Origin of the sequence: Sphingopyxis sp. P8 (assembly GCF_020622175.1) — a bacterium.
In the GTDB taxonomy this organism is placed as follows: Bacteria; Pseudomonadota; Alphaproteobacteria; order Sphingomonadales; family Sphingomonadaceae; genus Sphingopyxis; species Sphingopyxis jiangsuensis.
In genome coordinates, this window is sequence record NZ_JACNMK010000002.1 from 967,330 (window position 1) to 980,167 (window position 12,838).

At 66.0% G+C, this 12,838-nt stretch carries 14 protein-coding genes; 4 read left to right on the forward strand and 10 right to left on the reverse strand.

Annotated features, from left to right (window positions below; genetic code table 11):
* Positions 1 to 11: 11 nt before the first annotated feature.
* From H7692_RS13040 to H7692_RS13050, 3 genes are read right to left on the reverse strand one after another with little or no spacing between them, the layout of a single operon-like run.
* Complete coding sequence (locus tag H7692_RS13040) at positions 12 to 467, reverse strand: DMT family transporter (protein ID WP_201927884.1); 456 nt, start codon at positions 465 to 467, stop codon at positions 12 to 14.
* 36 nt (positions 468 to 503) lie between these two features.
* Positions 504 to 1,109, reverse strand: coding sequence for a glutathione S-transferase family protein (locus H7692_RS13045; protein WP_227340321.1), 606 nt, complete (start codon positions 1,107 to 1,109; stop codon positions 504 to 506).
* A gap of 2 nt (positions 1,110 to 1,111) precedes the next feature.
* Positions 1,112 to 1,738 (reverse strand): pyridoxamine 5'-phosphate oxidase family protein, encoded by a 627-nt coding sequence (locus H7692_RS13050; protein ID WP_227340322.1) that lies wholly within the window; start codon positions 1,736 to 1,738, stop codon positions 1,112 to 1,114.
* 143 nt (positions 1,739 to 1,881) lie between these two features.
* Here H7692_RS13050 and H7692_RS13055 point away from each other — a divergent pair, with 143 nt between their 5' ends.
* Both H7692_RS13055 and H7692_RS13060 read left to right on the forward strand, forming a co-directional pair.
* Positions 1,882 to 2,772, forward strand: coding sequence for a LysR substrate-binding domain-containing protein (locus H7692_RS13055; protein ID WP_227340323.1), 891 nt, complete (start codon positions 1,882 to 1,884; stop codon positions 2,770 to 2,772).
* A 249-nt stretch (positions 2,773 to 3,021) separates the two neighbouring features.
* Positions 3,022 to 3,366 (forward strand): UrcA family protein, encoded by a 345-nt coding sequence (locus H7692_RS13060; protein WP_227340324.1) that lies wholly within the window; start codon positions 3,022 to 3,024, stop codon positions 3,364 to 3,366.
* On the opposite strand, the gene H7692_RS13065 is transcribed toward H7692_RS13060, so the two are convergent.
* Positions 3,321 to 4,307 (reverse strand): LysR family transcriptional regulator, encoded by a 987-nt coding sequence (locus H7692_RS13065; RefSeq protein ID WP_222137091.1) that lies wholly within the window; start codon positions 4,305 to 4,307, stop codon positions 3,321 to 3,323. The genes H7692_RS13060 and H7692_RS13065 overlap by 46 nt on opposite strands.
* 238 nt (positions 4,308 to 4,545) lie before the next feature.
* On the opposite strand from H7692_RS13065, the gene H7692_RS13070 reads away from it, so the two are divergent.
* Positions 4,546 to 5,475, forward strand: a complete 930-nt coding sequence (locus H7692_RS13070; RefSeq protein WP_201927876.1) for a sulfotransferase domain-containing protein — start codon at positions 4,546 to 4,548, stop codon at positions 5,473 to 5,475.
* Between the two features lie 45 nt (positions 5,476 to 5,520).
* Here H7692_RS13070 and H7692_RS13075 read toward each other — a convergent pair whose 3' ends face one another.
* Genes H7692_RS13075 through H7692_RS13090 form a run of 4 tightly spaced genes read right to left on the reverse strand, consistent with a single transcriptional unit; the run spans position 5,521 to position 9,026 of the window.
* Positions 5,521 to 6,132: an ABC-type transport auxiliary lipoprotein family protein gene (locus tag H7692_RS13075; protein ID WP_201927874.1), complete on the reverse strand. Its 612-nt coding sequence runs from the start codon at positions 6,130 to 6,132 to the stop codon at positions 5,521 to 5,523.
* Between the two features lie 11 nt (positions 6,133 to 6,143).
* Positions 6,144 to 7,085, reverse strand: a complete 942-nt coding sequence (locus H7692_RS13080; protein WP_201927872.1) for an MlaD family protein — start codon at positions 7,083 to 7,085, stop codon at positions 6,144 to 6,146.
* Positions 7,086 to 7,095: 10 nt separating this feature from the next.
* The gene (locus tag H7692_RS13085) at positions 7,096 to 7,917 is read right to left on the reverse strand and encodes an ABC transporter ATP-binding protein (protein ID WP_201927870.1); all 822 of its coding nucleotides are present in this window, start codon (positions 7,915 to 7,917) and stop codon (positions 7,096 to 7,098) included.
* Entirely contained in the window at positions 7,917 to 9,026 is a 1,110-nt protein-coding gene (locus H7692_RS13090) for an ABC transporter permease (protein WP_227340325.1), read from the reverse strand. The genes H7692_RS13085 and H7692_RS13090 overlap by 1 nt, the downstream gene beginning before the upstream one ends.
* A 98-nt stretch (positions 9,027 to 9,124) precedes the next feature.
* Between H7692_RS13090 and H7692_RS13095 the strand changes: the two genes are divergently transcribed.
* Entirely contained in the window at positions 9,125 to 9,832 is a 708-nt protein-coding gene (locus tag H7692_RS13095; protein WP_222137361.1) for an HAD family hydrolase, read from the forward strand.
* Between the two features lie 158 nt (positions 9,833 to 9,990).
* Here H7692_RS13095 and H7692_RS13100 read toward each other — a convergent pair whose 3' ends face one another.
* Positions 9,991 to 11,319, reverse strand: a complete 1,329-nt coding sequence (locus H7692_RS13100; RefSeq protein WP_201927866.1) for a cystathionine gamma-synthase family protein — start codon at positions 11,317 to 11,319, stop codon at positions 9,991 to 9,993.
* A gap of 60 nt (positions 11,320 to 11,379) precedes the next feature.
* Positions 11,380 to 12,786, reverse strand: coding sequence for an SLC13 family permease (locus H7692_RS13105; protein WP_227340326.1), 1,407 nt, complete (start codon positions 12,784 to 12,786; stop codon positions 11,380 to 11,382).
* Between the last annotated feature and the right edge of the window lie 52 nt (positions 12,787 to 12,838).

The following is a 12,838-nucleotide window of genomic DNA, read 5'->3' on the forward strand; positions in this document are numbered from 1 at the left end:
AGGGGAAGGGGTCATCCGACGCGGCGGGCGAGCCAGACGCCGGCGACCATCAGCGCGATGCCCGCAATGCGGCGCGCGTCGATCGGGTAGCGGAGCGATCCGAACAGGCCGAAATGGTCGATCACCGCCGCGCTTGCGAGCTGGCCGACGAGGACGAAGAAGATCGCATTGCCGACGCCGAAGCGGGGCGCGATGAAGGTGACCGCGATGACATAGAAGGCGACGAACAGCCCGCCGAAATGGAAGGCGAACGGAATGTCGCCGCCGACGCGGATCGCGCCGAGCGAGCCGGTGAGCGCTGCGCCCGCGAGCGCGATGGCGAGCGCGAGGCCGAAGAGGATGACCGATGCTGCAAGCGGGCTCCCCAGCCGCGCGCCGAGCCCGCCGTTGAGCGCGGCGAGGATCGGGATGCCGACGCCGGTCAGGAACATGATCGCGGCAAAGGCGGGGGCAGGGTTGGTGGTCATCGCGGAGGGACTCCTGTTTCGGGCGCCTCCTTCGTATCAGCTCTCGGCTGAGGGCCAACCCGGCATCGCGGGGAAGCCCGGCAGCGCGGCGATGCGGCGCGTCCAGTCGCGGATATGCGGCCATTCTTCGAGGTCGATGCCGCCGTCGGGGGCGAGCGCGAGATAGGGACTCGCGGCGATGTCGGCGATCGTCAGACGCTCGCCGACGAGCCATTGACGCGATGCAAGATGCGCGTCGACGACGGGCAGGATGCGCGCGGCGACGGCGCGGGCGCGCTCGCGGTCGATCGACCAGTCGAACAGCTTTTCGGCGCGCAGCAGCGCGGGTCCGTTGAAAATCTCGTTCGCCGCATGCGACAACCAGACGGCGATCGCGCCGCGCTCTTCGGGGGTGCGTCCGTCCCATTCGCCGGGGCGGTGGCGCGCGGCGAGATAGGCGGCGATCGCCTGGCTGTCGCGCAGCACGAAATCGCCTTCGACATATACGGGAATCTGCGCCATCGGGTTGAGTGCGCGAAAGGCCTCGTCCTGCCGCGCCGCGGCGTCGACCGTCACCTCCTCCCATGCGATCCCGAGGAAGGCGAGCGCCATGCGGACCTTGTGGACATTGCCCGACATTGGTGAACCAAAGAGGCGGATCATCGTCATTCTCCCTTTTGAGTGGCGCGCAGGGCTTCGACCTCGGCGCGTAGCTGGTTGAGCTCGGCCGCCATCGGCTTGATCGCGGCGGAAATTTCGCCCTCGGTGAAGCGCGGCGTGATGTGCTGGGGGCAATTCCATTCCCAGCCGATCACGTCGATCAGGAAGGCGCGTTCGGGCGCCGCGCGATATTCCTGCGGCATCAACGCCGCGACAGTGGCGGGATCGTCGGCCTGCTCGACGATCACGGCATGGCCGAGCAGCTTGAGCCGTCGCCGGTTCGCATAATCCATCAGGAACAGCGACACGCGCGGATTCTCGGCGAGGTTCGTCGTGCTGATATATTGGCGATTGCCCGAAAAATCGGCGAAGCCGATGCGGTTCGCCTCGAGATGGCGAAGAAAGCCGGGAGGGCCGCCGCGATGCTGCATATAGGGCCAGCCGTGCGGCGTGACGCTGGCGATGTAGAAGCTGTCGCGCGCCTCGACGAAGGATATTTCCTTGTCGGTCAGCGCGTCGGGCGTGCCGTCCGCGCCGGCCTCCATCCGCGCATAGGAGGCGCGCGAACCGTGCGCCTCCTGCCGCGCGCGGGCGGCGTCGGTGAAGATGGTGTGGAGATAGTTTCGCGCCATCGTCGGTAATCCTCGAAGGTGGAGCGAGCGGAGGTTCGGGAGTGTGGAGGGAGGCCCTCCGCTCGCAGAATCGAGATAGTGAATTGCGCTGATCGAGATAATCTGTAAAAAATTGACAAGTCTATTCCGATAAATGGAATAATATGGATCGCCTGCTCACGCTCGAAATGTTCGTCGCGGTCGCCGCCGAGGGCGGGTTCGCGGCCGCGGCACGCAAGCTCGGAAGTTCGCCGCCTGCGGTGACGCGCGGGATCGCCGCGCTCGAGGCGCGGCTCGGGACAGTGCTGTTCCACCGATCGACGCGCGCGGTCGCGCTCACCGATGCGGGCGAGATTTTCCTTGAGAAGGCGCAGCGCATCCTTGCTGACCTTGCCGGCGCCGAGCGCGAACTGCGCGGCGCGGAGGCCGAACCGGGCGGCCAGCTTTACCTGACCGCGCCGGTGATGTTCGGCCGCCTGCACGTGCTGCCCGTCGTCGGCGAACTGCTCGCACAGCATGCCGCGCTATCGGTGAGGATGATGCTGATCGACCGCAATGTACGCATCGTCGAGGAGGGCATCGATGTCGCGGTGCGTATCGGCGCGCTCGTCGATTCGGCGCTGAAGGCGGTGAGGATCGGTACGGTGCGTCAGATGCTGGTTGCGAGCCCCGGCTATCTCGCGCGGCATGGCGCGCCCGAGGGCGTCGCCGACCTGAACGGTCATAATCTGATCGGATCAATGGGGCCGCGCGCCAGCGGTGATTGGCATTTTGTCGCGGGACGCCTGCGTGTCGATGCGCAGCGGCGGTTGACGGTCAATACGGTCGATGGCGCGCTTGCGGCGGCAGAGGCGGGAATGGGGATCGCGAACCTGCTGAGTTACCAGGTGGCCGAAGCGGTGGGGGCGGGCCGCCTGATTTCGCTGTTGCCCGACGACCAGCCGCCGCCGCTGCCGGTGAACCTGTTGTTCGAGCCGTCGCGCGCGTCGCTGCCGTCGGTGCGCGCGTTTGTCATGGCGATGAAGGAGCGCGGACGGCGAAAGGGGCTGGGCTGAGGCCGGATATGCAGGCGGGCCTACAGGTTCAGTTTGTGTATCGGCGAGGTTCAGTTTCTGCACTGGAGCGATTTCGGTCCGATCTGCTGTGAGCGTGTCGGCGCGCACATCGCGTGCCACGACAACAGCAAGAAGGATCGATATATGTATCTGGAATCTCCCTCTGGGCTTTTGCAACGCTCCCGCGCCGGGGACCGGCGGCACAGATCGCGGCGCATCGTGCGGTTTGTGACCGCGATCGGGGCGGTCATGGCTTTGTTCGCGGCGACGGTCCTGGTCGCGGTGCCCGCATCGGCGATGCGTCAAGCCGCGTCAGTGGCGGCGCAGCCCACCAGGTTCGTGGGTTACGACGACCTGGACCTCACCCGGCCGGCCGGCGTCGCGGCACTCGTCCAGCGGACGAAAAAGGCGGCGCGCGCGGTATGCAGGATGCAGGCCAAGGCAGCGAAACGACCCTATGCCCGCCCGTCGACATGTATCCGCAAGACATTTGCCGAAAGCGTCCGTCAGATCGACCGCGCGGTCGCGCGCGCGCAGGACAGGGCGCGCTATGCCGAGCAGTCGGGGTTCGACGTGTCGACCGACGCTCTCTGAGTGGCGGCTGCCGGTCCGGCCGTCGACGAAGCCGACGGGCCGGTCCGGCGATGGCCGGTCAGAAATTCGGGATGCTCGGCGAAATATGCGTCGATGCGCTCGAACAGGTCGCGAACGAAAGGGCGCCGCAACGATGCCCTCCGGCCGATCAGGTAGATCGGAACGTCGAATTCGGGCGGCGGCGCGAAGCAGCGCACCAGCAGGGGGTCATGGTCGCCGACGGTCAGCGGCAGCGCCGTGATCGCGCGCGCGGTTATCACGGTCGAACGCAGCGAATTATAATTGTTGCATCGCATCGTGCGCCCGCTCCGTGCCGTCGCCTCGGCGAGCCGCAAGAAGATTGGCAGTCGGGATAATATCTGGTCGGGCAGGGCAACGATGTGGCTATCGAGATCGTGCCAGCCCGAAGGCCGCCGGTCGTCCGGCATGTCGGCGGGCGCATAGAGCGTCCATGCGCAGTCGGGCAGCCGCCGCGACACCAGCGCATCGTCCTCGGCATTGAGGCGACCGCGAACGGCAATATCGGCTTCGCCCCGCGCGAGGTCGTAGATACGGTCGCTCGCGAACATGTCGACGCGGACGTCGGGCCAGTGATCACGATAGGCGCACAGGATAGGGACGAACAGCCGTTCGAAATGATCGAGCAAGGTCAGCCGCACCGCCTGTGCCGTATCGCCGCGAAGGTCGCTGATTTCCCCGTCAAGGTCCTGCGCCGCGCGCTCCATGCGTTCAGCGACCGCGGCCAGTTGCATTGCGGCCTCGGTCGGGATGAATCCCGCGGCACTGCGGTCGAAGAGCGTCAGGCCGCTCGCCGCTTCCAGGGCGGCGATGCGGCGGACGACAGTGGGCTGGCTGCAGCCCAGACATGCTGCCGCGCGGCCCGTCGTCCTTTCGCGGAGAAGCGCCAGGAAAACGGCAACATCATCCCAACGATAGTTCACCTGTCGCCTATTCACTTTTGCATCGCCCGATGCAAGCATTTCGATTGGCCGCGCGCAGCCGTCCCGTTAGGGGCGCAATAGGTGCAAGCTTTCGCATATTGATGCGGAGGCCGGGGCAGGGTGCACCACCAGCAAAAACGTCAATCCGCTATCGGCCGGGGCTCGAAGCGAATGTCTGGCGGACGTCACGGCACCGTATCGCGCATGCGGGGCCGCGACCCTGCCTTTTGGAGGGAAAATGTTCGATACGCCGCAATATCCGCGCAAGACGCGCGAGTTTCACAATCACCACATGGATTCGACAATCTGGAATCGTTTTGCGTTCCGTCCCGACGACGTCATCGTCAGCACCTATGCCAAGTCGGGGACCACCTGGACGCAGCAGATCGTCGGGCAGATTTTGTTCCAGGGCGATCCCGACGTCCGCGTCGCCGACATTTCGCCGTGGCTCGACCTGCGGCTGCCGACCGAGGAGGAAAAATTCGCGCTGCTCGATGCCCAGACGCATCGCCGCTTCATCAAGACGCACCTCCCGCTCGACGCCTTTGTCTATCGGCCCGAGATCAAGCATATCTATATCGCGCGCGACGGCCGCGACATTGCGTGGAGCATGTTCAACCATGCGAGCAACTTCGTTCCCGAATTCTATGACATATTGAATTCGGTGCCCGGGCGTGTGGGCCCGCCGCTCGAACACCCCGAGGCCGATGTCGTCGCCTTTTTCCGGCGCTGGCTCGATCAGGACGGCGCGCCCTTCTGGTCGCTGTGGGAAAATGTCCGCACCTGGTGGGAAGGCCGCCATCTGCCGAACATGCTGATGCTCCACTTCGCCGACATGAAGCGCGACCTGCCCGGCACGATCCGCAAGGTCGCGGCGTTCCTGGAGGTCGAGCTCAGCGACGAAGCCTTTGAACGGGCGGTGCTTCATTCGAGCTTCGACTGGATGAAGGCCAATGCCGAAAAGGCGGCACCGCTTGGCGGCACCATTTTCCAGGGCGGCGCAGCGACCTTCATCAACAAGGGCAGCAACGGTCGCTGGCAGGAATTGCTCACCGACGCCGATGTGGCCGCCTATGAAGCGCGAGCGCTTGCCGAACTGGGTGCTGAATGTGCCGGATGGCTGGCCGGGGGCGGAGAGATTGCACCGCCGCAGGCGGTTGCGGCCTGATTGCCAAAAGCCACCGGGCCCGCGCAGCGTGCCCGGTGAGCCCCGTCAGGCGCCGCCGAGCCAGTCCGCGACTTCGCCCGCGATGCGGTTGGCGGCGCGTGTCAGCGCCTCGCCAGCCGGCTTGGCCTCGACTGCGCTGCCGATCGGTTCGCGCGCCTCGAAGCGGCGCTGCGTTACCGTCTTGCCGCCGCTGTTTACGAGCATCGCCTGATAGACGACGACGGCCTCGTTGGTGCGCGCATCGACGCCAAATTCCATCAACTGTCCCGCAAGCTGTTCGCCGGGGGCGGTCAGATATTGCCCCTCGTCGAGCACGACGCGGTTCGTGCGCGCGGCGACCGTTTCGGACAAAAGGCGCTGGAACAGGCGCGATGGCGCCTCGACCCATTGCGCGTCCTTGACATAGGCGACGCTCGCTCCGTCCTGCTGCACCGGGATGCGCGTCGTGCGCAGCTTTTGCGGGGCGGTGGGGATCAGGATGGTCAGCGTTGCGGCGTCGGCGGCGGTGCGTGCAGTGCCCGCTGCAGGTGCCGCGTCGGGGTCGAGCGTCAGCAGGAAGGGCGGCGGTTTGGCGCCGAGGCTGAAACAGCCCGACAGCGCAAGCGCGCCGATGGCAGCCAGCGCCGACGTACGGAGCGAACGGAAACGATGGGGCATCGAGTTTTTCCTCATGGCTTGTAATCGGGCAGCTTGCTGCCGCTGATGACTGCACCCGCGCCCTGCTGGTCGAGCTTGTCGGTCAGGCTCGATAGCGAGGCGGAGGTGCGGCGCAGGTCGCGGATCAGCGCATTGGCTTCGGGGATCGTCGTTTCGCTGAAGGTTTGCAGGCCGGGGCGCGCATCGGCGATCGCGCTCTCCAGCGTCTTCATCGACGCGTTGGCCGATTTCAGCGTATCGCGCAGGTTCGCCATGGCGGGGTCGACGTTGCGGTCGATCGTGCCCTGCGCCGAGGCGGCCAGATTGCCGATCTGTTCGGCGGCGGTACCCGTCTGCTGGATCGCGATGCGCGTATCGGCGAGTGCGGCCTCGATCGCGGGGCCGTTGCGCGCGAGGATCGCGGTCGATTGTTCGACATTTTTGAGGATCGCGCTGAAACTAGCCTGATTTTCGTCGTCTGCGAGTTCGGCGAGGCGTTCGGTGAGCGTCGAGAGGCGTTGGAGGAGCTGCGGCGCGGTGTTGAGAATTTCGCCGAGCCCGCCGATGCGGTTGGGGATGACGGGCCGGCCCGCAGGCCCCTTGTCGGTGATCGGCGGCGCGCCCTTGACCGCACCGTCGAGTGCGATCTGCGAGACGCCGGTAAAGCCGACGCCTTCGAGCGCGGCGGTTGTGCCTTGCAGGATGGGCACCGTCTCGTCGACCTCGATGCGCACGCGGACGAATTGCGGGTCGTCGCGCCACAGCTCGATCTGCCGCACCTGTCCGACCGGGACGCCCGAAAATTGCACCTGTGCGCCCTTGTTCAGACCGTCGACCGATTGTTTGAAAAAGATGTCATATTCGCGCCGGTCGCCGCCGCTGTCGTTCGCCATCCACACGACGAAAAAGGCGAGCGCGAGGGTGAAGAGGAGCACGAACGCCCCCACCAGCACATTGTTCGAACGCGTTTCCATCACCCTTTTCCTATCGTTCCGGCGCGGCGCCGTGCGCCTCGTGGCAATCCGCGGCGGAGCGGCCGCGCGGCCCGTTGAAATAATCCTGTATCCACGGATGCTCGGTGGCAAGCAGTTCGGGGATCGTCCCCACCGCGATCACCCGCTTTTCGGCAAGCACCGCGACGCGGTCGCAGGTCGCATAGAGCGTGTCGAGATCGTGCGTGATCAGGAAGACGGTCAGCCCCATCGTGTCGGCAAGCTCGCGGATCAATTCGTCGAACTTGGCCGCGCCGATCGGGTCGAGCCCCGCGGTCGGTTCGTCGAGGAACAGCAGCGCGGGATCGAGCGCGAGCGCGCGCGCAAGGCCGGCGCGCTTGACCATGCCGCCCGACAGCTCGGCGGGATATTTGGGTCCGGCATCGGGGGGGAGGCCGACCATCGCGACCTTGTACGCGGCGATTTCATCGAGCAGCTTCTGGTCGAGGCGCGGGTAATATTCGCGAAGCGGGACCTGGATATTCTCGGCCACCGTCAGCGTCGAGAAAAGCGCGCCGCCCTGGAACATCACGCCCCAGCGGCGGCGCAGGTCGCGCGATTCCTCTTCGTCGGCGATGGTGTCGAGCGTCTTGCCATAGACCTCGACCTCGCCTGCCGTGGGCGTCTGCAACCCGATGATCGAACGCATCAGGACCGACTTGCCGGTTCCGGAACCGCCGACGACGCCCAGTATCTCGCCCGAATGCACTTCAAGGTCGAGATTGTCGTGGACGACAGCATCGCCGAACCGGTTGACGAGCCCGTTGACGCGGATCGCGACGTCGAAATTTTCGGGCTGGATGAACTCCGCCATCAATTCCACCCGATCGACGAGAAGAAGACAGCGAAAAAGGCGTCGAGGACGATGACGAGGAAGATGGCAGCGACGACTGCGGCGGTCGTGCGCCGACCGACCTCTTCGGCATTCTGGCGAACCTGCATCCCCGAATAGCAGCCGGTGACGCCGATCAGGACGCCAAAGACCGGCGCCTTGATCAGCATCGCCCAGAAATCGGTCATCGGGATGATCTCGCGCAGCCGCTGGATATAGGTGAGCGGGGGGATTTCGAGCCCGACCCACGCAAACACACCGCCGCCGATAATCGCGCAGATGCTGGCGTAAAAGCCGAGCAGCGGCATCAGCAGCGTCGAGGCGGCGACGCGCGGCAGCACGATCGCCTCCATCGGCGACACGCCGATCGTGCGCATCGCGTCGACCTCTTCGGTCAGTTTCATCGTGCCGATCTGCGCGGCAAAAGCCGACCCCGAGCGGCCCGCGACCATGATCGCGGTCATCAGAAGTCCCAGCTCGCGGATCGAGGCGCGGCCGACGAGGTTGATCGTGAACACTTCCAGCCCGAATTGCTCGAGCTGAACCGCGCCCTGCTGCGCGATGACAATACCGATGAGGAAACTCATCAATCCGATGATCGGCAGCGCGTCGACGCCGACGGTCTGGAAGCGCGTGACGATCGCGTTCCAGCGCAGGCGGCGGCGCGCGCGAATCTGGGTGAAGACGGCGACGAGCATCGCGCCGAAAAAGCCGATGATGCCGATCAACTCGTCCCAGATCGCGACGCTCGACGTGCCCAGCTGCTCGAGCATGCGGACCCAGACGGGGCGGCGGTCGGCGTGGACGCGATATTCGCTCTTGTCGCTCGCGAGCGCATCGAGCAGCCGCTGCGCCTCGTCGCTTGCGCCGACGATCCGGGCGCCGGGATGCTGCGCGGCGGCTCGCGTTACAATCCACGCGCCGACCGTGTCGATGCGCTGGATCTGCGACAGGTCGAGCGTCGAAATCGGCCCTACCTCTTCGAGCCGCGCGGGCAGGTCGCCGAGCCGCGCGAGCGTCAGGCGGCCGGAGAAGCGCACCTCTGCTCCGTCAGCCCCATCGCTGTGTTCGAAGTCCGCCCATGCCGCCATCGCCGACGACATTGTATTATTTGCCGAATGACGGCAAGCAAATCCCTCTGTCCCGTGCGGGTCTTGGCGCGGCGGCGTGCGAGCGGTAAGTGGCCGTAATGGACCTGCCGACGACCGACCCTTCGCATCGCATCGCGATGTACGACATGGACCGCACGATCACGCGCGCGGGAACCTACAGCGGTTTCCTGATCCATGTAGCGCAGCGGCGCCAGCAATGGAGGTTGCTGCTGCTCCCGCTCGTGGCGGTTGCGGGGCTAGCCTATCTGGTGCGGCTGATCGACCGGTCGACGCTGAAAGCGATCAACCTGCGCCTGCTCGTCGGCAAACGCTTCAACCGCCAAGAAATCGCGCCGCTCGCCGAGAGCTATGCCGACCGTGTCATTGCGCGCGGGCTGCACGCCGCCGCGCTCGAACAGATCGCCGCCGACCGTGCGGCAGGATACCGCGTGCTGCTCGCGACCGCCTCGTTCCACCTCTATGTCGATGCGATTGCCAAGCGGCTCGGCATCGACGACGTGCTCGCGACAAGGCTCGACGAACCCGATGGCGCCGACCATATCCACGCGCGGCTGTCGGGCCCCAATTGCTATGGACTCGACAAGTTCGCGCGTATCCAGGACTGGATGGCCGACAATGCGATCACGCGCGACGCCGCGCACATCCGCGCCTATTCGGACCATGTGTCCGACCATCCGATGCTGCATTTCGCCGACGAATCTGTCGCGACGACGCCGTCGCGCGCGCTGCGGCTCCTTGCGCCCAAGATGGGGTGGCAGGTGGTCGACTGGCGGGCGCGGAAATAGGACGACGATCGCGCGCCCCATTTTTGGGTGCGACCGAATGGCGGTTTCGGAGTGGGAAGGGATACCAACTTTTCCGTCATCCCGGCCTTCGCCGGGATGACGATGAAATAGTGATCCGCAATCGGTCATCCCCGGCCATTGCTCGCGGCCGAAGCGACTTACACTGCGGCCAGCGCCTGTTCGAAATCGGCGATCAGGTCGTTCGCATCCTCGATGCCGATCGAGATGCGCACCAGATTGTCGGTGATGCCCAGCGCTTTCTTGCGTTCGTCGGGGACCGAAAGGTGCGTCATCGCGGCGGGGTGGCTGGCGAGCGTTTCGGTGCCGCCGAGGCTGACCGCGAGCTTCGCGATCTTGAGCGCGTCGAGGAAGCGGAAGCTCTCCGCTTCGCCGCCCTTGATGAACAGCGAAAAGGTCGATCCCGCGCCGGTGCAGTGGCGGTCGAACACGTCCTTCTGCGGTCCGTCCTTGAGGAAGCCGAGATAGCCGAGTCCCTCGACCTTCGGATGATCTTTCAGGAAGGCGCACACCTTTTCGGCATTCTCGCCCGCGCGGCTCATGCGCAGTTCGATCGTTTCGAGGCTGCGGAGCAGCATCCAGGCGGTGTTGGGGTCGCAGATGGTGCCGATGGTGTTGCGCATCATGCGGATCGGGCCGAGCCACTGCTTCGAGCCGAGTACGCCGCCCGCGACGAGGTCGCTGTGGCCGCCCGCATATTTGGTGAGGCTGTAGAGCACGATGTCGGCGCCGTGCTGGAGCGGCGCCGACCAGAGCGGGCCGAGGAAAGTGTTGTCGATCGCGATCGGCGGGCGGGCGTCCTCGCCGAACGCCGCTTCGACCGCAGCGCGCATCGCCTGCACGTCGACGAGCGCGTTGGTCGGGTTCGCGGGGCTTTCGAGATAGACCATCGCGACCTTGCCGCCCTGCTTTTCCGCCATTTCCTTTGCGCGGGCGAGGATGGCGTCCATTTCGCCCCGCGAGGCTTCGGCCGGGAAATCGACATAGGTGGCGCCGAAGCGCGAGAGGATGCGCGCGATCAGCGTCTCGGTCGCGGCATAGAGCGGGCCGGAATGGACGATGACGTCGTTCATGTTGACGTGCGCGAGGAGCAATGTCGCAATCGCCGACATACCCGACGAAAAGACGAGCGCGTCTTCGGCCTTTTCCCACACGCCGAGCCGCGCTTCGAGGATTTCCTGGTTGGGGCCGTTGAAGCGCGAATAGACGAGGCCGTCGGCGCCGCCGGGGCGCTTGCCGGTAATCCCCTCGAAGTGGCGCTTGCCCGCGGCGGCGCTTTCGAAGGCGAAGGTCGAGGTGAGGAAGACCGGCGGCTTCAGCGAGCCTTCCGACAGCATCGGGTCATAGCCATAGCCCATCATCAGCGTCGAGGGCGACAGCGCATGACCGCCAATCTCGGTCACGTCCTGCTTCGGCGCGCGGCGCTGCGAGGTCGTGCCGGTCAGGTCGTTGTTGTCGATGGGGGGCATGCGAAGGACTCCTGTGGAAAAGATAGTTTCATTCGCAACTAGCGCGAAATGCGCCGCACGTCACCCCAGCATCGCAATCGCCCAGATGACGCCGATCAGCAGCGGCACGCCGATGATATCGAGCGCGAGCCCCGCCGTCAGCATGCGCGGCAGCGCGATATGCTCGGTCGCCCAGGCGATCGCATTGGGACCGGTGCCCGAGGGGAGCATGAAGCCCCAGCTCGCGGCCATTGCGACGGGCAGCGCGAGCAGGATCGGATCGGCGCCGGTCGCGGCGATGAGCGCGGCGAGCACGGGCATGATCCCGCTTGCGGTCGCGACATTGCTTGCAAATTCGGTGACGAGGATGGTGAGCGCGACGATGATCGCCGCGAGCGCGATGGTCGGGATCGAACCCAGCGGCGCGAGCACGCTGCCGAGCCAGGCCGCGAGTCCGCTCGCGGTGATCGACGCCGCGAGCGCGAGCCCGCCGCCGAACAGCATGATGACGCCCCAGGGCGCGCGGTCGGCCTCTTTCCATATCAGGAGCGGGCGACCGGTGCCGTCGGGAAGGAGGAAAAGCAGCAGGCTGCCAGCGACCGCAATCGTGCCGTCGGTGAGCGAGCCTGCAGGAACGAAGGGCTCGAGCAGCGGCTGGAGCATCCACAGCCCGACGACGAGCGCCACGACGGGGACGACGCGGCGCTCGGCGGTCGACCAGATCGCCTGATGCCCGAGCGCGCCCGACGCGGCGGCGCCGTCGAAGGGATGGTCCTTCAGTCGCTGGACGCGCTGGAGGATGAGCATCGCGGCGGGGACAGCGAGCGCGACCACGGGAATCCCGTACATCGCCCAGGTGGCGAAGCCGATCTGGAGGCCGAGCGCGCGCTCGATCAGCCCCGCGGCGATGGCGTTGGTCGGGCTGCCGACGAGCGTTCCCAGCCCGCCGATCGACGCCGAAAAGGCGATGCCCATCATTACCGCTCCGGCAAAGCCGCGCGTCTCGGCGGCTTCGATCCCGCCCGCGCGCAAGACCGCGAGCGCGATCGGCACCATGATGAGCGTCGTCGACGTGTTCGAAATCAGCATCGACAGCATCGCGGTCGCCGCCATGAAGGCGAAAAGCAGACCGGTCGAAGTCGGCGGCGCGAGCTTGAGCAGCGCGAGCGCGAGGCGGCGGTGGAGCCCGACGCGCTCGATCGCAAGCGCGAGAAAGGCGCCGCCAAGGATCAGGAAGAGGATGGGATCATAATATTCGTTGGCGATCTCGCGCGCCGACATGACGCCCGCGAAGGGAACGATAAGGAAGGGGAGGAGCGCGGTGACGGTGAGCGGCAGCGCCTGCGTCATCCACCAGACCGCCATCAAGAGGGTCAAGGCAGCGACGCGCTGCGCGGTCGGTTCCATCCCTTCGGGCGCGGGCATCAGCAGCATCGCGGCGAACAGGCCGAGGCCGCCGATCAGCCCCAAAAATTGCGTCCGCGTCATTGCCTCTCCCTTTTCTTTTCCCGTCATCCCGGCGGAGGCCGGGATCTCTTCG

Bases quoted from the DNA above. Each gene is read 5' to 3' on its own strand.
- H7692_RS13085 (WP_201927870.1), bottom strand. From the start codon at position 7,917: ATGGCGGAGTTCATCCAGCCCGAAAATTTCGACGTCGCGATCCGCGTC.
- H7692_RS13045 (WP_227340321.1), bottom strand. From the start codon at position 1,109: ATGATCCGCCTCTTTGGTTCACCAATGTCGGGCAATGTCCACAAGGTC.
- H7692_RS13060 (WP_227340324.1), top strand. From the start codon at position 3,022: ATGGCTTTGTTCGCGGCGACGGTCCTGGTCGCGGTGCCCGCATCGGCG.
- H7692_RS13075 (WP_201927874.1), bottom strand. From the start codon at position 6,132: ATGCCCCATCGTTTCCGTTCGCTCCGTACGTCGGCGCTGGCTGCCATC.
- H7692_RS13040 (WP_201927884.1), bottom strand. From the start codon at position 467: ATGACCACCAACCCTGCCCCCGCCTTTGCCGCGATCATGTTCCTGACC.
- H7692_RS13090 (WP_227340325.1), bottom strand. From the start codon at position 9,026: ATGGCGGCATGGGCGGACTTCGAACACAGCGATGGGGCTGACGGAGCA.
- H7692_RS13095 (WP_222137361.1), top strand. From the start codon at position 9,125: ATGGACCTGCCGACGACCGACCCTTCGCATCGCATCGCGATGTACGAC.
- H7692_RS13100 (WP_201927866.1), bottom strand. From the start codon at position 11,319: ATGCCCCCCATCGACAACAACGACCTGACCGGCACGACCTCGCAGCGC.
- H7692_RS13050 (WP_227340322.1), bottom strand. From the start codon at position 1,738: ATGGCGCGAAACTATCTCCACACCATCTTCACCGACGCCGCCCGCGCG.
- H7692_RS13070 (WP_201927876.1), top strand. From the start codon at position 4,546: ATGTTCGATACGCCGCAATATCCGCGCAAGACGCGCGAGTTTCACAAT.
- H7692_RS13055 (WP_227340323.1), top strand. From the start codon at position 1,882: ATGGATCGCCTGCTCACGCTCGAAATGTTCGTCGCGGTCGCCGCCGAG.
- H7692_RS13080 (WP_201927872.1), bottom strand. From the start codon at position 7,085: ATGGAAACGCGTTCGAACAATGTGCTGGTGGGGGCGTTCGTGCTCCTC.
- H7692_RS13105 (WP_227340326.1), bottom strand. From the start codon at position 12,786: ATGACGCGGACGCAATTTTTGGGGCTGATCGGCGGCCTCGGCCTGTTC.